Origin of the sequence: Streptomyces sp. NBC_01549, from assembly GCF_026339955.1 — a bacterium.
Lineage (GTDB): Bacteria > Actinomycetota > Actinomycetes > Streptomycetales > Streptomycetaceae > Streptomyces.
Map to the genome: position 1 here is coordinate 5,586,115 of NZ_JAPEPW010000001.1, position 20,508 is coordinate 5,606,622.

Annotated in this window: 18 protein-coding genes; 15 read left to right on the forward strand and 3 right to left on the reverse strand. The window is 69.6% G+C overall.

Annotated elements, in window-relative coordinates:
* Positions 1–5 precede the first annotated feature (5 nt).
* The 14 genes from OG819_RS24835 (at position 6) to OG819_RS24900 (ending at position 16,522) form a co-directional block, all read left to right on the forward strand.
* The gene (locus tag OG819_RS24835) at positions 6–662 is read left to right on the forward strand and encodes a GntR family transcriptional regulator (RefSeq protein ID WP_266623775.1); all 657 of its coding nucleotides are present in this window, start codon (positions 6–8) and stop codon (positions 660–662) included.
* On the forward strand, positions 659–1,567 hold the full coding sequence (locus OG819_RS24840) for a dihydrodipicolinate synthase family protein (protein ID WP_266623773.1): 909 nt from the start codon (positions 659–661) through the stop codon (positions 1,565–1,567). The genes OG819_RS24835 and OG819_RS24840 overlap by 4 nt, the downstream gene beginning before the upstream one ends.
* Entirely contained in the window at positions 1,564–3,306 is a 1,743-nt protein-coding gene (gene araD / locus OG819_RS24845) for an L-arabinonate dehydratase (RefSeq protein ID WP_266651185.1), read from the forward strand. The genes OG819_RS24840 and araD overlap by 4 nt, the downstream gene beginning before the upstream one ends.
* 163 nt (positions 3,307–3,469) lie before the next feature.
* Positions 3,470–4,405, forward strand: a complete 936-nt coding sequence (locus OG819_RS24850; RefSeq protein ID WP_266581686.1) for a carbohydrate ABC transporter permease — start codon at positions 3,470–3,472, stop codon at positions 4,403–4,405.
* The gene (locus OG819_RS24855) at positions 4,402–5,304 is read left to right on the forward strand and encodes a carbohydrate ABC transporter permease (protein ID WP_266623763.1); all 903 of its coding nucleotides are present in this window, start codon (positions 4,402–4,404) and stop codon (positions 5,302–5,304) included. The genes OG819_RS24850 and OG819_RS24855 overlap by 4 nt, the downstream gene beginning before the upstream one ends.
* Positions 5,301–6,542 (forward strand): Gfo/Idh/MocA family protein, encoded by a 1,242-nt coding sequence (locus OG819_RS24860; protein ID WP_266651186.1) that lies wholly within the window; start codon positions 5,301–5,303, stop codon positions 6,540–6,542. Before OG819_RS24855 ends, OG819_RS24860 begins: the two co-directional genes overlap by 4 nt.
* The gene (locus OG819_RS24865) at positions 6,539–7,393 is read left to right on the forward strand and encodes a PmoA family protein (RefSeq protein WP_266623760.1); all 855 of its coding nucleotides are present in this window, start codon (positions 6,539–6,541) and stop codon (positions 7,391–7,393) included. Before OG819_RS24860 ends, OG819_RS24865 begins: the two co-directional genes overlap by 4 nt.
* Entirely contained in the window at positions 7,393–8,922 is a 1,530-nt protein-coding gene (locus tag OG819_RS24870; RefSeq protein ID WP_266651187.1) for a glycoside hydrolase 43 family protein, read from the forward strand. Before OG819_RS24865 ends, OG819_RS24870 begins: the two co-directional genes overlap by 1 nt.
* A gap of 39 nt (positions 8,923–8,961) precedes the next feature.
* The gene (locus OG819_RS24875) at positions 8,962–10,299 is read left to right on the forward strand and encodes a sugar ABC transporter substrate-binding protein (RefSeq protein ID WP_266651188.1); all 1,338 of its coding nucleotides are present in this window, start codon (positions 8,962–8,964) and stop codon (positions 10,297–10,299) included.
* Between the two features lie 168 nt (positions 10,300–10,467).
* The gene (locus OG819_RS24880; protein WP_266651189.1) at positions 10,468–11,262 is read left to right on the forward strand and encodes a rhamnogalacturonan acetylesterase; all 795 of its coding nucleotides are present in this window, start codon (positions 10,468–10,470) and stop codon (positions 11,260–11,262) included.
* Positions 11,263–11,621: 359 nt separating this feature from the next.
* Entirely contained in the window at positions 11,622–12,956 is a 1,335-nt protein-coding gene (locus OG819_RS24885) for a pectate lyase (RefSeq protein WP_266651190.1), read from the forward strand.
* A 184-nt stretch (positions 12,957–13,140) separates the two neighbouring features.
* A complete protein-coding gene (locus OG819_RS24890) occupies positions 13,141–14,328 on the forward strand; it encodes a pectinesterase family protein (protein ID WP_266651191.1) in 1,188 nt (395 codons plus the stop codon).
* A gap of 2 nt (positions 14,329–14,330) precedes the next feature.
* Positions 14,331–15,347: a pectinesterase family protein gene (locus tag OG819_RS24895; protein ID WP_266651192.1), complete on the forward strand. Its 1,017-nt coding sequence runs from the start codon at positions 14,331–14,333 to the stop codon at positions 15,345–15,347.
* A gap of 62 nt (positions 15,348–15,409) precedes the next feature.
* Positions 15,410–16,522 (forward strand): chondroitinase-B domain-containing protein, encoded by a 1,113-nt coding sequence (locus tag OG819_RS24900; protein WP_266651193.1) that lies wholly within the window; start codon positions 15,410–15,412, stop codon positions 16,520–16,522.
* Positions 16,523–16,590: 68 nt separating this feature from the next.
* Here the strand turns inward: OG819_RS24900 and OG819_RS24905 are convergent, their stop codons facing one another.
* Both OG819_RS24905 and OG819_RS24910 read right to left on the reverse strand, forming a co-directional pair.
* Entirely contained in the window at positions 16,591–16,878 is a 288-nt protein-coding gene (locus tag OG819_RS24905) for a hypothetical protein (RefSeq protein ID WP_266651194.1), read from the reverse strand.
* Positions 16,875–17,177, reverse strand: coding sequence for a hypothetical protein (locus OG819_RS24910; protein WP_266651195.1), 303 nt, complete (start codon positions 17,175–17,177; stop codon positions 16,875–16,877). Before OG819_RS24910 ends, OG819_RS24905 begins: the two co-directional genes overlap by 4 nt.
* A gap of 274 nt (positions 17,178–17,451) precedes the next feature.
* Between OG819_RS24910 and OG819_RS24915 the strand changes: the two genes are divergently transcribed.
* A complete protein-coding gene (locus tag OG819_RS24915) occupies positions 17,452–18,246 on the forward strand; it encodes an HAD family acid phosphatase (RefSeq protein WP_266651196.1) in 795 nt (264 codons plus the stop codon).
* Positions 18,247–18,249: 3 nt separating this feature from the next.
* Here the strand turns inward: OG819_RS24915 and OG819_RS24920 are convergent, their stop codons facing one another.
* Positions 18,250–20,469 (reverse strand): family 43 glycosylhydrolase, encoded by a 2,220-nt coding sequence (locus OG819_RS24920; RefSeq protein ID WP_266651197.1) that lies wholly within the window; start codon positions 20,467–20,469, stop codon positions 18,250–18,252.
* Between the last annotated feature and the right edge of the window lie 39 nt (positions 20,470–20,508).

Consider the following 20,508-nt stretch of genomic DNA (forward strand, 5'->3'; position numbering starts at 1 on the left):
CGCGCATGACCTCTGTGCCCATTCCGATTCCGTCCCGCACCCAGTTCGTGCTGGAGGGGATCAAACACCGCATCCTCACCGGGCAGTTGACCCCGGGGCAGGCTCTGGTCGAGACCGAGCTCGCCACGCAGTTCGGGGTGTCGAAGACGCCCGTGCGCGAGGCGCTCAAGACCCTGGCCGGCACCGGTCTCGTCGTGATGAGCCAGTACAAGGGCGTCACGGTGCGCATGGTGGACGCGGACATGGCGCGCGAGGTGTACGACGTGCGGCTGCTGCTGGAGCCGGAGGCGCTGCGCCGCACCGTACGGCGCGCGGCGTCGCTCGATGCCGCACGCGACGCGCTGACCCGCGCCGACGACGCCTCCGACACCGCCGAACGCTCGCTCGCCAACCGGGAGTTCCACCGCGCCCTGTATGTGTCCTGCGGCAACCCGCTGCTCGGCCGGATGCTCGACGAAGTGCGTGACCAGGCCGCTCTCGTGTCGGCGGTCGCCTGGGCCGCCGACCCGTCCTGGGAGCGCGAGGCCGGCGAGCACCGGGAGATCCTGCGCCTCGCCCTCGAAGGTGACGCCGACGGCGCGGCCCGCGCGCTGCACGCCCACATCGAGTCGTTCGTGCGACGGGCCTTCCCCTCGGCCCAGGAAGAGGTCGGACAGGAATGACAGCGACGTACGAGACCCAGCGGGCGGCGCTCGCCGAGGTCGTGGCGATCCCCGTGACGCCCTTCGCCAAGGACGGCACGATCGACCGCGACACCCACCGGGCCCTGCTGCGTCGGCTGCTCGACGGCGGCGTCCGTACCCTCACCCCCAATGGCAACACCGGCGAGTTCTACGCCCTGACCCCCGCGGAACGGCGGCTCGTCACCGAGCTGACGATCGACGAGACGGGCGACCGCGCCACGATCCTGGTCGGGGTCGGGCACGACGTGCCGACCGCCGTCGCCTCCGCCCGGCACGCCCGGGAGCTCGGAGCACAGATGGTGATGGTCCATCAGCCCGTGCATCCCTACGTCTCGGAGGGCGGCTGGGTCGACTACCACCGGGCCATCGCCGAGGCCGTGCCGGAGCTGGGCGTCGTGCCCTACATCCGCAGCCCGGTGCTGCCCGGCGCCCGGCTCGCCGACCTCGCCGACATCTGCCCGAACGTCATCGGGGTGAAGTACGCCGTCCCGGACGCGGCCCGCTTCGCCGCCTTCGCCCGGGACGCGGGGCTCGACCGGTTCGTGTGGGTCGCGGGCCTCGCCGAACCGTACGCCCCGTCCTACTTCTCGGCCGGTGCCACGGGCTTCACCTCGGGTCTCGTGAACGTCGCCCCGGCCGTCTCCCTGAACATGATCGAAGCCCTTCGAGCCGGCGACTACCCGGCCGCCATGAAGGTCTGGGAGCAGATCCGCCGCTTCGAGGAGCTGCGCGCGGCGAACACCTCCGCCAACAACGTCACCGTCGTCAAGGAGGCCCTCGCCTCGCTCGGCCTGTGCCGCCGCGAGGTGCGCCCGCCGAGCAGGGAACTGCCCGAGTCCGAGCGGGCGGAAGTCGCGGCCATCGCCGCGGGGTGGTCCATATGAGCCAGGGAAGAAGGGAGCCGAAGCGCCCCGAGGAGCTCCGGAGCCATCAGTGGTACGGCACCGACGGGCTGCGCTCCTTCAGCCACCGGGCCCGCACCCGCCAGCTCGGCTACCTTCCCGAGGAGCACCTCGGCAAGCCGGTCATCGCGATCCTGAACACCTGGTCCGACATCAACCCCTGTCACGTCCATCTGCGCGACCGTGCGCAGGCCGTGAAGCGGGGGGTGTGGCAGGCCGGGGGCTTCCCGCTCGAGTTCCCGGTCTCCACCCTCAGCGAGACCTTCCAGAAGCCGACCCCGATGCTCTACCGCAACCTGCTGGCGATGGAGACCGAGGAACTGCTGCGGTCGTATCCCGTCGACGGCGCGGTGCTGATGGGCGGCTGCGACAAGTCCACGCCCGCCCTGCTCATGGGCGCCGCGTCCGTCGACCTGCCGGCCGTCTTCGTGCCCGCCGGGCCCATGCTGCCCGGTCACTGGCGAGGCGAGGTCCTCGGCTCCGGCACCGACATGTGGAAGTACTGGGACGACAAGCGCGCCGGACTCATCGGCGACTGCGAGATGACCGAGCTGGAGAGCGGGCTCGCGCGCTCTCCCGGGCACTGCATGACCATGGGTACGGCGTCCACGCTGACGGCCGCCGCCGAGGCGCTCGGGGTGACCGTGCCCGGCGCGTCCAGCATCCCCGCCGTCGACTCCGGGCACGACCGGATGGCGGCCGCGGCAGGCCTCAGGATCGTCGAACTCGTCCGCCAGGACCGGAAGCTGTCCGACATCCTCACCGCGGACGCGTTCGAGGACGCGGTGACGACCGTCCTCGGACTCGGCGGCTCCACCAACGCCGTGATCCATCTGATCGCCATGGCGGGACGAGCGGGCGTCACCCTCACGCTCGACGACTTCGACCGGATCGCGCGGACCGTGCCGGTGCTCGCCAACGTCCGGCCCGGCGGCCAGAAGTACCTCATGGAGGACTTCCACTTCGCCGGCGGTCTGCCCGGGTTCCTGTCGCGGATCACCGACCTGCTGCACCTGGACCGGCCGACGGTGTCGTACGACAGCATGCGCGAGCAGTTGGCCGGCGCCCAGGTGCACGACGACGACGTCATCCGCACCCGGCACAACCCGGTCGCGGCCGAGGGCGGAGTCGCCGTACTGCGCGGCAACCTCTGCCCCGACGGCGCCGTCATCAAGCACATCGCCGCCGAGCCGCACCTGCTCCAGCACACCGGTCCCGCGGTCGTCTTCGACGACTACAGGACCATGCAGCGGACCATCAACGACCCGTCGCTCGGCATCACGGCGGACAGTGTGCTGGTGCTGCGGGGCTCCGGGCCCAAGGGCGGTCCCGGCATGCCGGAGTACGGGATGCTGCCCATCCCCGACCATCTGCTGAAGCAGGGTGTACGGGACATGGTGCGGATCTCCGACGCCCGGATGAGCGGCACGAGTTACGGCGCCTGTGTGCTGCACGTGGCGCCCGAGTCGCACATCGGCGGACCGCTCGCCCTGGTGCGCACCGGGGACACGATCACCCTCGACGTCGAGGCACGGTCGCTCCGACTCAACGTGGACGACGAGGAGTTGGAGCGGCGCAGGGCGCAGTGGACGGCGCCGCCCGAGCGATACGAGCGCGGGTACGGGGCGCTCTTCAACGAGCAGATCACCCAGGCGGACACCGGATGCGACTTCGCGTTCCTGGCCCGGCCGGGGAAGGTGCCGGACCCGTACGCGGGATGAGGGCGCCCGCGGGGGCAGCCCCTCTTTGAGTCTCACCTGATCGACATCTCGAACAGCAAGCAGTGATCGGCAAACAGCAAGCGCTTCACCCATGTGTACGTAGCAAGCGCTTCCTGTCGGCACGGCAAGCGTTCCACGGCACCCGCCAGAACGGAGAACAGTCATGGCCCAAGCCGCAGTCGTGGCGAAACAGCCCGCGCCACCCCGGCGGCGCCGTGGCTCGGCGACGCCTCGCAAGCTCCCGTATCTGCTGATCGCCCCGGCGGGCCTGCTGATGCTGGGCTTCATCGCCTACCCGGTCATCAGCGTCTTCTACTACAGCCTGCAGAACTACAACCCCACCAAACCGTGGCGCAACGGCTTCGCGGGCTTCGACAACTTTACCCACGCCTTCACCAGCGACCCCCAGTTCTGGGACACGCTGACCTTCAGCGCCAAGTGGGTCTTCGTCGAGGTCGGCCTGCAACTGCTCTTCGGGCTCGCGCTCGCGCTGATCGTCAACCAGACCTTCGTGGGACGGGCCGTCGGCCGCGCGCTGGTCTTCTCGCCCTGGGCCGTCTCCGGTGTGCTGACCTCCGCGATCTGGGTGCTGCTCTACAACTCCCAGACCGGCATCACCCGTTACCTGGCCGACGCGGGCATCGGCCAGTACGGCACCAGCTGGCTGTCGGACACCTCCACCGTCTTCCCGGCGGCCGTCGTCGCCGACCTGTGGCGCGGTGTCCCCTTCTTCGCGATCCTGATCCTCGCCGATCTCCAGTCCGTCTCCAAGGACCTGTACGAGGCCGCCGAGGTCGACGGCGCCAGCCGCTTCCGGCAGTTCCTGCACATCACACTGCCGCACCTGAAGGACGCCATCATCCTGTCCACGCTGCTGCGCGCGGTGTGGGAGTTCAACAACGTCGACCTGCTCTACACGCTGACGGGCGGTGGTCCCGCGGGCGAGACGACGACCCTCCCGCTCTACATCGCCAACACCAGCGTCGACGCCCACAACTTCGGCTACGCGTCCGCCCTCACCACGGTCGCGTTCGTGATTCTGCTCTTCTGTTCGGTCGTCTATCTGCGGCTGAGCAAGTTCGGAGGCGGGGACAAGTGATCACCGAGGACGCCACGATCAGCGCCCCCGCGGCGCCCGCCCCGCTCGCCGAGGAGCCCCGGCAGCGCCCGGGGAGGAAGCGCCGTGCCTGGGACGAGGTCCCGCGCTGGCACATCTACCTCCCGCTCTCCCTCTACCTCCTCTTCACCCTGATCCCCTTCTACTGGATCCTGCTCTTCGCGCTCCGCCCGGCCGGCTCGACCTCGCTCGTGCCGTGGCCCATGACCTTCGACCACTTCGACAAGGTGTGGAACGACCGCAGCTTCGGGACCTACTTCCAGAACAGCGTGCTCATCGCCGTCGCCACCCTGGTGATGACGACCCTCGTCGCCCTCGCCGGCGGGTACGCCCTGGCCCGCTTCGACTTCAGGATCAAGCGCGGCTTCATGCTCGCGCTGCTCTGCTCCCAGTTCGTGCCGGGCGCGCTGCTCCTGGTCCCGCTCTTCCAGATCTTCGCCAAGCTCCAGATGATCAACTCGCTGGGCAGCGTCATCATCGCCGAGACGGTCTTCCAGCTGCCGCTGTCGATGATCCTCATCAGCGGGTTCATCAGGAACGTCCCGTACTCGCTCGAAGAGGCCGCCTGGGTCGACGGCTGCGACCGCTTCACCGCCTTCCGGATCGTCGTCCTGCCCCTGCTGCGGCCCGGGCTGATCGCCGTCGGCTCCTTCGCCTTCGTACACGCCTGGAACCACTTCCTGTTCGCCCTGATGTTCCTCAGCGACCAGAGCAAGCAGACCATCCCCGTCGGCCTCAACACGCTGATGAGCTCCGACAGCGTCGACCTGGGCGCGCTTGCCGCGGGCGGCATCATCGCCGCCGTCCCCGTCGTCATCGTCTTCGCCTTCATCCAGAAGTGGTTGATCACCGGGTTCAGCGCGGGGGCGGTGAAGGGATGAGGCCCGCCGAGGAATTCCCGTCGAGCACGACCACCGGACAACTGCCGCTGCCCGTCGTGCTCGCGGGTGCGCGCGGTCACGGCCGCTGGCACCTGGAGAACATCCGTCGGCTCCAGGACAAGGGGCTCGTACGACTGGCGGGCATCTGCGAGCTGACCCCGCTCAGCGAAGAGGAACTGAACGGGCAAGAGGTCGAGCAGTCGGCCGACTTCGGCGCCCTCCTCGACTCCACCGGCGCCGCGATCGCCGTGATCTGCACGCCCATCCCCACCCACACCGACCTGGCGCTGATCGCCGCGGGCAAGGGCGTACACCTGCTGCTGGAGAAGCCGCCCGCGCCGTCGTACGCCGAGTTCCGCCGGATGGCCGACGGGGTCGCCGCGGCCGGGGTCGTCTGCCAGATCGGCTTCCAGTCGCTCGGCTCGCACGCCGTGCCCGCGATCCGGAAGCTGATCGCGCAGGGTGTGATCGGCCAGGTGACCGGGGTCGGCGGGGCGGGCGCCTGGGCGCGCGACGAGGCGTACTACCGGCGGGCGCCCTGGGCGGGCAAACGCCGTCTCAATGGCGTGGACGTGATCGACGGGGCGCTCACCAACCCCCTCGCGCACGCCGTCGCCACCGCCCTCGCGCTGAACGGGTCCACACGCGCCGAGGACGTCACCGGGATCGAGACCGAGCTGCTGCGCGTCAACGACATCGAGTCCGACGACACCTCCTGCGTGCGGATCACCACCGTGCGGGGCCGGGTCACCGTCGCCGCCACGCTCTGCGCCGAGCGGCCCGGCGAACCGTACGTCGTGGTGCACGGCAGCAGCGGCCGGATCACCTTCTGGTACAAGCAGGACCGCGTGCTGGTGCAGCGGTCCGGGCACGGCCCGGAGGAGATCGAGTACGGCCGTACGGACCTGCTGGAGAACCTGGTCGCGCATCTGACGGAGGGCGCCGAACCGCTGGTCGCGCCGGATGCGACGGGTGCCTTCATGAAAGTGGTGGAAGCGATCCGGCGGGCGCCCGACCCGCTCGCGCTGCCCGCCGACGCCTGGGAGCCGCTCCCCGAGGAGAACCGCAGGGTCGTGCACGGCATCGACGGGCTCGTGGCGGCCGCCGCCGACACCCTCGCCCTCTACTCCGAGCTCGGCGCCTCCTGGGCCAGGCCGAACCAGGTCCCGAGCCAGGCTCCGAACCAGCTCCCGAACACGGCCGTGAACCAGGTCCCGAACGAGGTGAGCACCCCATGAACCACGCACAGAGCACCGACTCGCTCGTCCTGCGCGTCGCGGGCCGCCCGGTCGGCCGGTACGTCACCCGGCCCGAACTCGCGCCCCGGTTCTCGCCGCGCCCCTACCTCCACCCGGTGACCACCCTGGCTGGCACGGCCGTCACCGAACTCAGCCCCGCCGACCACACCCACCACCTCGGCGTCGGTGTCGCCGTTCCCGACGTCGAGGGGCACAACTTCTGGGGCGGGCGCACCTACGTCCGCGACCAGGGCCCCACCGAGCTGGCCAACCACGGCGCCCAGCGGCACTCAGGTTTCCAGCTGCGTGACCCGGACGGCTTCGTGGAGGAACTGCGCTGGGTGGCCGCGGGCGGCGAGCTGCTGCGCGAGCGCCGTACGGTCGCCGTCACCGAACTCACCGACTCCGCCTGGGCATTGGACTTCACCTTCTCGCTCACCAACACGACCACGCGCCCCCTCTCGATCGGCAGCCCGGCCACCAACGGACGGCCTGGCGCGGCCTACGGCGGCTTCTTCTGGCGGGCCCGCAAGGAAGCGCGGGCGCCCCATGTCTTCACCGCCGACACCGAGGGCGAGGAGGCGGTCCACGGGGCCCGCGCCGACTGGCTCGCCCTCGTGGGCGCGGGCTGGACCCTCGTCTTCGCCGGGGCCACCGCGGCGACCCGCCGCGACCCGTGGTTCGTGCGCACCGCCGAGTACCCGGGCGTCGGATCCTGCCTCGCGCACACCGAACGGCTGTCGGTCCCGGCCGGGGAGACGGTCGTACGCCGGGTCGTCACCGTCGTCGCGGACGGCGTCCTCGGCGGCAGCGAGGCCGCGGCGCTGGTGCGGAAGGCGGTGAGCCCCTGATGGCGCCGGCCTCCGCGGACCTCGGCGACGGCACCTACCGCAACCCCGTCCTCGACGCCGACTGGTCCGACCCCGACCTCCTGTGCGTGGGGGACGACTTCTACCTCACCGCGTCCAGCTTCGGCCGCGTACCCGGCCTGCCGCTCCTCCACTCCCGCGACCTGGTCAACTGGACGCTCGTCGGACACGCGCTCGGGCTCCTGGAACCCGCGAGGGAATTCAGGAAGCCCCGGCACGACTGCGGGGTGTGGGCCCCGTCCTTGCGGCACCACGACGACCGCTTCTGGATCTTCTGGGGCGACCCCGACCACGGCGTCTTCCAGGTCAACGCCCCGGAGATCCGCGGCCCCTGGACCCGGCCGCACCTGGTCAAGGAGGGCAAGGGCCTCATCGACCCCTGCCCGCTGTGGGACGAGGAGACCGGCGAGGCGTATCTCGTGCACGCCTGGGCCAAGTCCCGCGCGGGCGTGAAGAACCGGCTCACCGGCCACCGTATGCGCCCCGACGGCACCGGGCTGCTCGACGAGGGCAAGGTGATCATCGACGCGGACCGGATCCCGGGCTGGTTCACCCTCGAAGGGCCCAAGGCCTATCGGCACGACGGCTGGTTCTGGATCTTCGCACCCGCCGGGGGAGTGGAGACCGGCTGGCAGGGCGCCTTCCGCTCGCGCGGTTTCTTCGGCCCGTACGAGGAGCGGGTGGTGCTGGAGCAGGGGGACACCGAGGTCAACGGCCCCCACCAGGGCGGCTGGGTGCGCACGAGGGCCGGCGAGGACTGGTTCGCGCACTTCCAGGAGCGCGGGCCCTACGGGCGTGTCGTCCACCTCCAGCCGATGCGCTGGGGCGCCGACAGCTGGCCGGTGCTCGGCGACGAGGGCGCCCCCGTCGCCGTACACAGGAAGCCGCGACTGCCGCCGCAGCCGCCGTCCGCGCCCGCCACCGACGACGACTTCCCCGGCGGCCGGTTCGGACGGCAGTGGCAGTGGACCGCCAACCCGCAGGACGGCTGGGCCACCCAGCACTCCGGGGACGGGCTGCGGCTGAGCTGCGTACGGACGGTGGACGCGCACGACCTGCGCAAACTGCCCAACGTCCTCACCCAGCGGCTGCCCGGCAGCCCCGCCACCGTCGAGGTGGAGCTGCGGCTCGACAGCGAGGAGCCGGGGGCGCGGGCGGGGCTCGCGGTGCTCGGGGACGCGTTCAGCTGGATCGGGCTCCAGCGGGAGCCGGACGGATCGGTGCGGCTCGTACACCGGTTCGCCGAGTCGGTGGCCGACCACGAACGCGACGCCGCACATCCACGGGAGGCGCCCGAGGGACGGGTCCGGCTGTGGATCGAGAGCGGGGCGGGAGCGCGCTGCCGGTTCTCGTACGACGTCGGGGGCGGCCGGCAGCCCTCCGGCCAGGTCTTCGCCGCCACCCCCTGGCGCTGGGTCGGCGCGCTGCTCGGACTTTTCGCGCTCGCGCCCGTCGGCGGGGGACACGCCGGCGCGGCCTCGTTCACGCAGTTCCGCATCACCAGTTCCTGAAGCCAGCTCACCCGTAAGCCAGAAGAAGAGAGCCGATCAATGAAGATCAACATTCACAGAACCGGGCGTGCCGCGACGGTCGTCGCCCTGGGCTCCGTACTCGCGCTCACCGCCACCGCCTGCGGCGACAACGGCAGCGGCGCGGCGGGCGACAAGGGCACCGAGGGCTCCGGCAAGGGCGAGATCACCTTCTGGGACAACAACGGCGGCGTCCGCACCGACATCTGGAAGCAGATCATCGCGGACTTCGAGAAGAAGTACCCGGACATCAAGGTCAAGTACGTCGGCATCCCGGCGGCGAGCGCCCAGTCGAAGTACGACACCGCCATCCAGGGCGGCGGCCTGCCGGACGTCGGCGGCGTGGGTACCGCGATGCTCGCCGAGGCCGCCGTCCAGGGAGCGCTGGAGCCGCTGGACAGCCGGCTCAAGGGGAGCTCGCTGAACGGCAAGCTGAGCCAGAACCTGCTCGACGTCAGCCGGTCCGCGGGCGGCGGTGACACCCTCTACCAGGTGCCGACCTCCGCCAACAACGGCACGCTGTGGTACCGGACGGATCTGTTCAAGGCGGCGGGCCTGGACGCCCCGACCACCTGGTCGAAGTTCTACGACGCCGCCGACAAGCTCACCGACAAGGGCAAGAACAAGTTCGGCTTCACCATCCGGGGCGGCGAGGGGGCCATCGCGCCGGCCCTCGACGCGGTGTACGGCCAGACCGGTATCACCTCGTTCTGGAACGGCGACAAGACCACCGTCAACGACCCGAAGAACGTCGCCGCCCTCGAGAAGTACATCGCCCTGTACAAGAAGGACACCCCGTCCGCCGACGTCAACAACGACTTCACCAAGATGGTCGCCCAGTGGGACAGCGGCACCATCGGCATGCTCAGCCACAACCTCGGCTCCTACCAGGACCACGTGAAGGCGCTGGGCGCGGAGAAGTTCCGCGGTATCCCGAACCCGACGCTGGACAGCGGCGCGCGCGTGCAGGTGTCCAACCCGGTCGACGGGATGAGCCTGTTCAAGTCCAGCAAGAACAAGGCGGCCGCCTGGAAGTTCATCGAGTTCGCCGTCTCGGCGGCGGAGAACTCCAAGTTCAACGAGTCGGCGGGGCAGGTCCCGGCGAACACCGACGCCGCGAAGGACGCGTGGATCCAGCAGGCCGAGCCCACGAAGCTGGCCGCGGAGGCGCTGAACGGGGCCGGTACCAAGATCGTGCAGCTGCCGTATTACCTGCCGGACTGGAACACGATCTCCAAGTCCGACAACGAGCCGAACTTCCAGAAGCTGCTGCTCGGGAAGATGAGCGCGAAGCAGTTCCTGGACACGGTGGCCGACCAGTTGAACAAGGCGCAGGCGGACTGGAAGGCGAACCACTAGCTCCGCTGGTTGGGCCGGGTGCGGTCGGTTCGTGGTCTTTGAGGTTGCGTGGCGACCGCGGGCCGGGTGTGGCTGGTCGCGCCCACGCGGCGGAGCCGCACATTGATGCAGCCCCGCGCCCCTAAAAGACGGGGTGCGGGTCCCCCTCTGCTTGAAAGGCGCACGTTCGTGTCCCTTACGCGTAGACAGGTCACCTCGGCGGCTCTTGCCGCCGTTCCCGTCGGCCTTGCGGCAACCGGCACCGCACAGGCCGCCCAGCGTCGCCGCACCCTCTACATCGCCGGCGACTCCACCGCCGCCCATAAGTACGCGGACGCCGCGCCCGAGACCGGGTGGGGTATGGCGCTTCCGTTCTTCCTGCGGGAGCACCTGGGCGTCGCCAACCACGCAGTGAACGGGCGGAGTTCGAAGAGTTTCGTCGACGAGGGGCGCCTCGACGTCATCCTCGGGGCGATCCGCCCCGGCGACTTCCTGCTCATCCAGTTCGGGCACAACGACGAGAAGAGCGCCGACCCGACGCGCTACACCGAACCCTGGACGACGTACCAGGACTACCTGCGGCAGTACGTCGACGGGGCGCGGGCCCGTGGCGCGCGGCCGGTGCTCGCCACCTCCGTGGAGCGCAGAAAGTTCGACGTGGACGGCAACGCCGTGCCGACCCACGGCGACTACCCGGCGGCGGTGCGCGCCCTCGCCGAGGAGGAGTGCGTGGCGCTGCTCGACATCCAGGCCCTGTCGATCGCCCTGTGGCAGGGGCTCGGCGTCGAGGAGACCAAGAAGTACTTCAACTGGACCGCGACCGAGCAGGACAACACCCACTTCAACCCGCCGGGTGCGATCGCCGTGGCCCGGCTCGTCGCGGCCGAGCTGCTGCACCGCCGGGTGCTGGCACACCGGGACGTGCGCCGGCTGGACGAGGAAGTCCCCGAGTCCTGGATCACCTGGCCCGACGCCACCGCGTAACCCCCTTCCACAGAACCCTCAGCCAGAAGGAGAGCCGCGCATTGAATCCTCACCTCCTTGAATCCTCCCCCAGCTGAAGCGGGGGGATTCCTGGCTCACGCAGCCTCTCGGACCGGCGGTCCGTCAGGTCTTCCACGATCAACACCAGCCGGGTTGAAACCAGCCCGGGCAGCTCATTTGCTGCAAGGTCACACAACTTGAAGGAGACTCCGCGTGCTTGGCTCTCGCGACGCATCGTCTGCGAATCACGCTAGCAGCACGCCGGTCCGCCCTGGAGGCGAACCGGCTGTTCCTGCCCTGCTGTACAGGTGTTCGATACCTCCCCGGCCTGAAGGCCGGGGCACCCTCGGAGGGATCCGGTGAAGACACAAAGATGGCATGCGCATGCCACACCGGGGCCGGCGGCGACGGCCCTGCTGGTCGGTTGCACCGCTCTGGCCCTCGCCGTCACCGGCACCACCGCCCAGGCCCAGGCCCGGTCGGGCGACCTCGGGCGGGGAACCCTTGCCGCCGGTGACGGCTGGGCCTCGGACGGCACGGGAACCTCCGGCGGTGCGGCGGCCGACGCCGCTCACGTGTACACCGTCACCACCTGGGCCGAGTTCAAGGCCGCGCTCAAGGACGGCGGTACCGCTCCGAAGATCATCCGGGTGAAGGGTACGATCGACGCCAACGCCGAGGGCTGCGACTCCTTCGCCGCGCCGGGCTACGACTTCGACGCCTACCTGCGGAAGTACTCGCCGGAGAACTGGGGATACGGCACCAATCTGGACGCGGAGCCCGACGACAGCCCCGAAGGCCTGCGCCGCGCCTCCGCCGCCAACCAGGACACCGCCATCAAGGCGGAGATCCCCGCCAACACCACCCTCGTCGGCCTCGGCAAGAACGCGGGGTTCAAGGGCGCCAGCCTTCAGATCAAGGCCGTGGACAACGTCATCGTCCGCAACCTCACCTTCGAGAGCCCGCTCGACTGCTTCCCGCAGTGGGACCCGACCGACACCTCCGTCGGCAACTGGAACTCCGAGTACGACAGCGCGGTGGTCTACGGCTCCACGCACATCTGGCTGGACCACAACACCTTCACCGACGGAGACCACCCCGACAGCACGCTGCCCACGTACTTCGGCCGGATCTTCGAGCAGCACGACGGCGAGCTGGACATCGTCAAGGGCGCGGACTACGTGACCGCCTCCTGGAACGTCTTCACCGACCACGACAAGACGATCCTCATCGGCAACAGCGACAGCGCGTCCACCGCGGCGGTCGACCGGGGCCACCTCAAGGTCACCTTCCACCACAACCTGTTCTCGAACCTCGTCGAGCGCGCGCCCCGCGTGCGCTTCGGCCAGGTCGACTCGTACAACAACCACTTCGTCGCGGACGACGGCTTCTCCTACAGCTACGGCATCGGCATGGAGTCCCAACTCGTCGCCGAGCACAACGCGTTCACGCTGCCCGCCGGGGTCAGCGCGGCGACCGTCCTGAAGAAGTGGAAGGAGGCGCCGCTCACCGCCGCGGACAACTACGTCAACGGGGTGGCCACCGACCTGATCGCCGTGCACAACGCGGAGATCCCCGCGGAGACACTGCAGTCCGGGGCCGGATGGACGCCGACCCTGCGGACGAAGGTCGACTCTCCGAGGGCGGTGCCGCGGATCGTGGATCACGGGGCGGGCGCCGGAAAGATCTGCTGACCAGCTGACCAGCTGACCGGGTCGACCGGCTGACCCGGTCGGCCCGGCTCCGCTCCAGCCCTCCCGGTCAGGCCGGAGCGGCTCCGCACCGCCCGTCACCCAGGGCGCGCCGCTCCGGCCCCTCGTCCCTCCCGCAGAGCCCGCGAGGCCGCTGAGCCTCGCGGCACAGCGAAGGAGCATCGCCATGCTCTCCCGCACCAACACGCCCGGCACCGACACCCCCCGCACCGACACCCCCGGCACCACCACCTCCAGTCCTGCCATCCCCAGCCGTAGAACCTTCCTTGTCACCAGCGCCGGAGCCGCTCTCGCGCTCGGCCTCGCCACCCCCGCGCGGGCCCAGACCCGGCCCCAGCGGAGTTCCCCCTTCGGGCGTCACGGTTCGCCGTCCGCCCGGCTCACCGAGCGGACCCTGTACGTCCACCCCGGCGGCCTCGGCGACCACACCACCGTCCAGGCCGCCGTCAGCGCCGCGAGCGGGGCGGGATACAACCTGGTCATCGCGCCGGGAACGTACCGCGAGACGGTCGCCGTCAGCGTCGCCCGTACGGAGATGACCTGGATCGGCGCCTCCGGGGACCCGCGTGACGTCGTCGTCGTGTACGACAACGCCAACGGCACCCCGAAACCCGGCGGCGGCACCTACGGGACCACCGGGTCGGCCACCACCACCGTGCAGGCCGACGGGTTCACCGCCCGCTCGATCACCTTCGCCAACGACTTCCTGCGCGCCGACCACCCCGAGATCACCGGCACCCAGGCCGTCGCCATCAAGGTCCAGGGCGACCGCTCGGCCTTCGTGGGGTGCCGGTTCCTGGGCCACCAGGACACGCTGTACGCCGACTCGACGGCGCTCGGCACCTTCGCCCGCCAGTACTACCGCGACTGTTACGTCGAGGGTGACGTGGACTTCGTCTTCGGCCGGGCGACCGCCGTCTTCGAGTGCTGCCACTTCCGCACCCTGGACCGCACCGACCTGGCATCCGCCCCGTACGGCTTCGTCTTCGCCCCCTCCACCGCCCTCGCCAACCCGCGCGGATACCTGGTCACCGACAGCCGTGTCAGCAGCGCGGCCCCCGACGCGTACTACAAGCTCGCCCGCCCCTGGGTGCCCGGCTCGGACACCACCGCCCGGCCGATGCTGACCGTCCGCGACACCCGCCTCGCCGCGGGGATCGACGCGGTCGCGCCCTACACCGACATGGCGGACACCTACCCCTGGCAGAGCCAGCGCTTCGCCGAGTACCGGAACACGGGTCCGGGGGCCGCGATCACGATCCCCGAGAACCGTCCCCAACTGAGCCCCGACGAGGCCGAGTCGGCGACCCGCGAGGCGTACCTCGGCGACTGGACGCCGTGGAAGGGGTGCTGAAGATGCGCCGACGCGCCTTCCTCGCCACGGCCGGTGCTCTCACGGTCCTCGGTGCGACTCCCGCCTTCGCGGGCGGACGCCGGGTGCTGCACGTCTGCCCCGGTGACTCGGTCCAGGCCGCCGTCGACGCGGTGACCGGCGCCGGCTGGACGATCGTCGTGCACCCGGGCACGTACCGCGAGGTCGTGAACATCCCCGCCGACAAGGTCGGCCTGACACTGCGTGGCGCCACCCGCGACCCGCGCGACGCCGTCATCGTCTTCGACCGCGCCAACGGGACCCGGAAGCCGGACGGCTCGGGGACGTACGGCACCGCGGGCTCCGCCACCTTCACCTCGGCGGCGCGGGGGCTCACGGTGCACGGGCTGACGCTCGCCAACGACTGGCTGCGCGCGGACCACCCGGACATCACCGGGACGCAGGCGGTGGCGGCGTACGTCACCGGGGACCGCTCGTCCTTCACCCGCGTCCGTCTGGTGGCACACCAGGACACCCTGTTCGCGGACACGACGGCCCTGACCGCCTTCGACCGCCAGTACTACCGCGACTGCTACATCGAGGGCGACGTCGACTTCGTCTTCGGGCGGGCCACCGCCGTCTTCGAGCGCTGCCACTTCCACACCCTCGACCGGGACGTCGCTTTCAAGCCCGAGGGGATGGTCTTCGCGCCCTCCACGGCCCGCGCCAACCCGCACGGCTTCCTGGCGGTCCGCAGCCGGGTCACCTCCGGCGCGGAGGACGGGGCGTACAAGATCGCGCGGCCGTGGGTGCCGTCGTACGAGACGACGGCCTGGCCGTCCCTGGTCGTACGGGAGACGGAACTCGGCCCCGGCATCGACGCGGTGGCGCCCTACGTCGACATGCGCGCGGCCTACCCCTGGCAGTCCATGCGCTTTCGCGAGTACCGCGACACCGGTCCCGGCGCGGAGATCACCGTCCCGGAGAACCGTCCCCAGCTCACGGACACGGAAGCCGCGTCGCACACGCGTGCGGTGTATCTCGGCGACTGGCGCCCGTGATGTCCCCGCACCGACCACCGCGGTAGCTCCACCCACCCGCATCGACGAAAGGACCGCACTCCATGTCTCGTCGAACCGCTCTCGCTCTGGGCGCCACCCTGGCGCTCGGCGCCGGACTAGCCGTTCTGCCCACCCAGGCCCAGGCGGCGACCGTCGTCGTCAGCACCACGGCCGACCTCACCAGCGCCATCAAGAACGCCACCGCCGGCACCGTCATCCAGGTGCGCGCCGGCACGTACCACCCGACGGCCACCCTCCAGTCGACCGCCAACGGCACCTCGTCGAGCCCCGTCACCCTCCAGGCGTACGGCTCGGAGACGGTGAAGATCGACGGCTCGTCGCTGCCCGCCGGGGACTGGATCTTCAAGCTGACCGCCGACTACTGGAACGTCTCCAACCTCACCTTCCAGAACTCCCCGGACAGCGCGGTCGTCTGCCAGTCCTGCACCGGCACGAACTGGAACAACATCAAGACCATCAACGGCGGCGACTCCGGCTTCACGCTCACGGGTGACGGCACCGTCAACAACACGGTCAAGAACCTCGACTCGTACGGCAACTACGACGCCGCCACCCATGGCGAGAACGCGGACGGCGTCGCGGTGAAGTTCGGCTCGGGCACCGGCAACCTGATCACCGGCGCCCGCCTGTACAACAACTCGGACGACGGCATCGACTTCTGGTCCTTCTCGTCGCCCGTCACCGTCGAGCACACCTGGTCCTTCGGCAACGGGAAGAACCGCTGGGGCGACTCGGCCTTCGCGGGCGACGGCAACGGCTACAAACTGGGCGGCGACGGCGAGGTCGTCGCGCACGTCGTCAACAACTCCGCCGCCTGGGACGACGCGGGCAACGGCTTCACCGAGAACTCCAACACCGGCTCGATCGTGATCAACCGCACCACCGCGTACGCCAACGGCAAGTACGGCTACTACTTCGCCACCAGCTCCGCGAAGCTCGGCAAGAACCTGGCCGTCGGCAACGGTAGCGCGGCCATCTCCAAGGGCTCCTCGGTCACGTCCTCCGGCAACAACTGGGACTCGGGCATCTCCACCCCGTCCTTCGTCTCCACGGACGCGTCGACGACGTACAACTCCCGCAAGTCCGACGGCTCACTGCCCGCGACGACGTTCCTGACGACGGGCAGCACGACGATCGGCGCCACGATGAACTAGCTCTCGGCAACCGTTCCGTGCGGGAAGCGGCAGGACCGACCGCTTCCCGCACCTACGCCGACGCGTTCTCAGCCCAAGTGCCACAGGGCGTACGCCACCACGCACAGGATCCCACCGGCGAACGCCATCAGCGCACCCAGGAGCCGGAGATAGCCAGGGGTCGCGAAAAGCGTGGGCGACCCACCCAGGCGCCCCATCGCCGCCCAGCTCTCCTCGTTCTTACGGCGAATCCGCTCGGAGCGCCGGGTGGTGATCCCCCGCACGTCGAACGCCCAGCTCACCCCGCACCAGAGGGCGACCAGGCCGCCCAGCAGGAACACGGCGAGGAGGACCGGCGAGGGGCCGTGCGGGTTCACCGGATCGTCACGAAACCCACGACGGGGCCGTCCTCCGTCGCGGAGGCCACGACGGCGAAGGCACGGTCGGGGAACGTCTCGCTCAGGCACCGGCGCCAGGAAACCGCGATCTCCTCCGCCAGGGCGAGGCCGCCGGCCTCGGACTCGCTGTCTTCCGGAATGTCGATGTACTCCCACAGCCGGAATTCGTTCAACGTGGCCTCGATCGATGTGGCGTCACCCTGCAACTGGTCCTGCCAGATGCGGAAGTTCGCCGGATCGTAGACACGGTCCCAGAGCACGCAGCTCTCGATCTCCACGAACCGCGGTATGAAAACCCGGGCGAGGGCGGCCCATTCGCAGCGGCTCTCCCCGTCCGACGCATCGTTCGCATGTGCGTTCCGACCCTGGGAGAGCCGGTTCAAGAGAAGGTCAAGTCGGCGCCACCTGCGGGCAATGAATCCGGGGAGAGGTCGTCCGTGAGTGAGGTCTCGATCGGATAAAGCCTCTCGCATGGCATGCGTGATGCGCGTAGACAGTTCCTGACCTGGTCCGGAATGACCTGGTCACCCATCACTCAGATCCGGAGAATCCATGCGGAAATCCCTCAGAGCGGCAGCCATCGCTGCCGCTTGTGCCGTCGCCGGTGGCGCCCTCTACGGCACGGGCGTCGCCACGGCCGGCCAGTCGACGGCCAACTCGACTCACGAGCCCTACAACATCGGGCTCCTGGTCAAGGACATCGACACTTACTACGGCACCACGCTCGACAGCAACGGCGTGTACCAGGCGTCCAAGGACAGCCAGTACGCCAAGGACCTGTCGCGCCTGGAGTCGGACGCCAAGCGTTACATCGACAAGGCGGCGCACAAGGCGAAGCACCGGGGTCAGAAGCCCGCCGTCGTCTTCGACATCGACGACACGCTGCTGCTGTCCCTCGACTACGAGAAGAAGACCAACTACACGTACAACTCGGCCTCCTGGGCGGCGTACGTGGCGCAGGCCGACCGTCCGGCCGTCTTCGGCACCCCGGAACTCGTCGCGTACGCCAAGTCCAAGGGCGTCGAGGTCTTCTACAACTCGGGCCTGAAGGAGTCGCAGCGCGTCGACGCGGTCGCGAACCTGAAGAAGGTCGGCGCCGACATCAACCTCGACGCCGCCCACATGTTCCTCAAGGACGCGGCCAACCCGCCGGCCTACCTGAGCGCCTGCGCCACGGCCGCCGCCTGGAACTGCACCACCGTGCAGTACAAGTCCGGCACCCGTAAGCACATCGAGTCCCTCGGGTACGACATCGTCGCCAACGTCGGCGACCAGTACTCCGACCTCGACGGCGGCTACGCCGACAAGACGTTCAAGGTCCCGAACCCGACGTACTTCGTCAGCTAGTACTCAGTACTCGGTCCGCACGGGGCGGATCGACCCCAGGGTCGGCACTACCGGTTCGATCGATCCGTCGGCCGCGAACTCCATGCGGTCGATGGTGGTCTCCCGGTGCGTGCCGTCCCCGCCCGCCTTCCCGGGGCCGTTCAGGGCGAACCGGTGGTAGACGATGTACCAGTCGTCGGTGCCGGGGACGTTCACCACGGAGTGGTGTCCGGTGCCCTTGATGCCGTACTCCGGGCGCTTGGACAGGATCGTGCCCCGCTTGGTCCACGGACCGAGCGGGGACGGTCCGGTCGCGTAGGCGACGTGGTAGTCCTCGCTGCGGGTGTCGTCCTCGGACCACATGAAGTAGTACGTGCCCTGCCGCTTGACGACGAAGGATCCCTCACGGAAGTCGGGCTGCGTGGTGTCCCGCACCTTCGAGGCGTCGAACGACACCATGTCGGCGTTCAGCGGCACCACGTACCCGTGGCCGTTGCCCCAGTAGAGGTACGACTGACCGTCGTCGTCCGTGAACACCGCCGGGTCGATCATCTGGCCGGTCAACCGGCCCTTGGCGACCAGGGGTTTGCCCAGGGCGTCCTTGAAGGGACCGGCCGGGGAGTCGGCCACCGCCACGCCGATCTGCTGCTCGGCACAGAAGTAGAAGTAGTACTTGCCGTCGCGTTCGGCGATCGCCGGGGCCCAGGCGTTCTTGTCCGCCCAGGACACATCGGGTCCCAGGTCCAGGATCACACCGTGGTCCTTCCAGTGGACCAGGTCCTTCGACGAGTACGCCTTGAAGCTCGTCCCGCTCCAGCCCGCGTAGCCGTCCGTCGTCGGATAGATCCAGTACTGGCCGTCCAGGTAGTGGACGTCCGGGTCGGCGTTGAGGCCGGGCAGGACCGGGCTGCGGGTGGGTACCGCCTCCACCGTCCAGGTCCGGCTCGTCCCGTCCGGGGCCGTCACGGTGTACGTGCGCGGGGTGCGGAAGTCCCGGTGTGTGCCCGAGGCCGGGCTGATCTTCGCGCCCGCGCCGACCGCGAGGGCGGGGGCCAGGTGCCTGAGGTCCGCGTCCGGCTTCATCGGCAGGACGACCTTCGAGGCCGACTCGGTGACGATCGCGTACCCGTTCTGGCCCTTCGCGGTCGCGTCCACGACCGACGTGCCGGTCACCGGGTAGGCGGCCAGCAGGCGGTCGTACTCCGCCTGGGTCACGGGCATCACCGTGCCGTGCCGGGGGCTCGCGGGCAGCTGGTAGTTCGTCGACATGGTCCACTTGCCCGAGTCGAGGTCGGTCGTCTCGAAGGGGACGTAACCGCGGCTGCCGTACTCGTCGATGAACAGGTACCACTTGTTCTCGGTGTTGGACTTGAAGACCGTCGGGCCCTCGCCGCGGTCGATCGAGCCGCTGCCGATGCAGTCCGAGACGAAGTCGTACGTGGTGCTGGTCAGCGAGGTCGACTTCTCGCCGGTGATGAACTTCGAGCAGGGGCTGGAGGAGCTGGGATCGCGCTCGTCCTTGGTGTAGCGGTAGTAACTGCCCTTGTTCTTGATGACCGTCGAGTCGATCACTGAGTAGCCCGGGTCGTCCCAGACCTTCGGTTCGCTGAAGGTGCGGAAGTCCTTCGTGGTGGCGTACAGCATCTTGTTGTACGTCGATCCGGTGTGGTCCGGGTCGTCGTCGGCGTACAGCTTGGACGCCCAGAAGACGACGTACTCACCGAGTGAGTCGTCCCAGTAGGCCTCCGGCGCCCAGGTGTTGCCCGCGTTGTCGGGGGCGACCTTCACCAGGCGCTGGTCGGTCCAGTGCACCAGGTCGGTGGACTCCCAGATCATGATGGATCTGCTGCCGTGCCGCTGCACGTAGTCCCAGGTGCCGCTGGAGTTCTGGTACATCTTCAGGTCGGTGGCGATGAGGAAGAACTTGTCGCCCTTGGGGGAGCGGATCACGAACGGGTCGCGCAGACCCTTCTCACCGATGGTGGAGGTCAGGACGGGCCGGCCCGCGTTCAACTCCCGCCAGTGCAACGGGTCGTTGCCGCGGCTGAGGGCGTAGCGGATCTGCTCGCCGTCGGCGGTGCCCTCGCCGGTGAAGTAGGCGAAGAGATAGCCGGCGTACTTGGGTTCGTTCACGTGCGGTGCTCCCGAAGGTGACGGTGACGCGGGGCTCGGTGGGGCGGCCGGCAGGCCCAGGAGGAGCGCGAGGACGGGGATCAGGAGCGCGCGGGCGGTGCGGCGTCGCATGACACATCCTGTCGGAGTCTGGTGGATTCTGTGGGGGAA

What these genes read in the sequence shown, in the direction of transcription:
- OG819_RS24835 (WP_266623775.1), top strand. Translation starts at nt 6, where the DNA reads ATGACCTCTGTGCCCATTCCGATTCCGTCCCGCACCCAGTTCGTGCTG.
- OG819_RS24840 (WP_266623773.1), top strand. Translation starts at nt 659, where the DNA reads ATGACAGCGACGTACGAGACCCAGCGGGCGGCGCTCGCCGAGGTCGTG.
- araD (WP_266651185.1), top strand. Translation starts at nt 1,564, where the DNA reads ATGAGCCAGGGAAGAAGGGAGCCGAAGCGCCCCGAGGAGCTCCGGAGC.
- OG819_RS24850 (WP_266581686.1), top strand. Translation starts at nt 3,470, where the DNA reads ATGGCCCAAGCCGCAGTCGTGGCGAAACAGCCCGCGCCACCCCGGCGG.
- OG819_RS24860 (WP_266651186.1), top strand. Translation starts at nt 5,301, where the DNA reads ATGAGGCCCGCCGAGGAATTCCCGTCGAGCACGACCACCGGACAACTG.
- OG819_RS24865 (WP_266623760.1), top strand. Translation starts at nt 6,539, where the DNA reads ATGAACCACGCACAGAGCACCGACTCGCTCGTCCTGCGCGTCGCGGGC.
- OG819_RS24870 (WP_266651187.1), top strand. Translation starts at nt 7,393, where the DNA reads ATGGCGCCGGCCTCCGCGGACCTCGGCGACGGCACCTACCGCAACCCC.
- OG819_RS24875 (WP_266651188.1), top strand. Translation starts at nt 8,962, where the DNA reads ATGAAGATCAACATTCACAGAACCGGGCGTGCCGCGACGGTCGTCGCC.
- OG819_RS24890 (WP_266651191.1), top strand. Translation starts at nt 13,141, where the DNA reads ATGCTCTCCCGCACCAACACGCCCGGCACCGACACCCCCCGCACCGAC.
- OG819_RS24895 (WP_266651192.1), top strand. Translation starts at nt 14,331, where the DNA reads ATGCGCCGACGCGCCTTCCTCGCCACGGCCGGTGCTCTCACGGTCCTC.
- OG819_RS24900 (WP_266651193.1), top strand. Translation starts at nt 15,410, where the DNA reads ATGTCTCGTCGAACCGCTCTCGCTCTGGGCGCCACCCTGGCGCTCGGC.
- OG819_RS24915 (WP_266651196.1), top strand. Translation starts at nt 17,452, where the DNA reads ATGCGGAAATCCCTCAGAGCGGCAGCCATCGCTGCCGCTTGTGCCGTC.
- OG819_RS24920 (WP_266651197.1), bottom strand. Translation starts at nt 20,469, where the DNA reads ATGCGACGCCGCACCGCCCGCGCGCTCCTGATCCCCGTCCTCGCGCTC.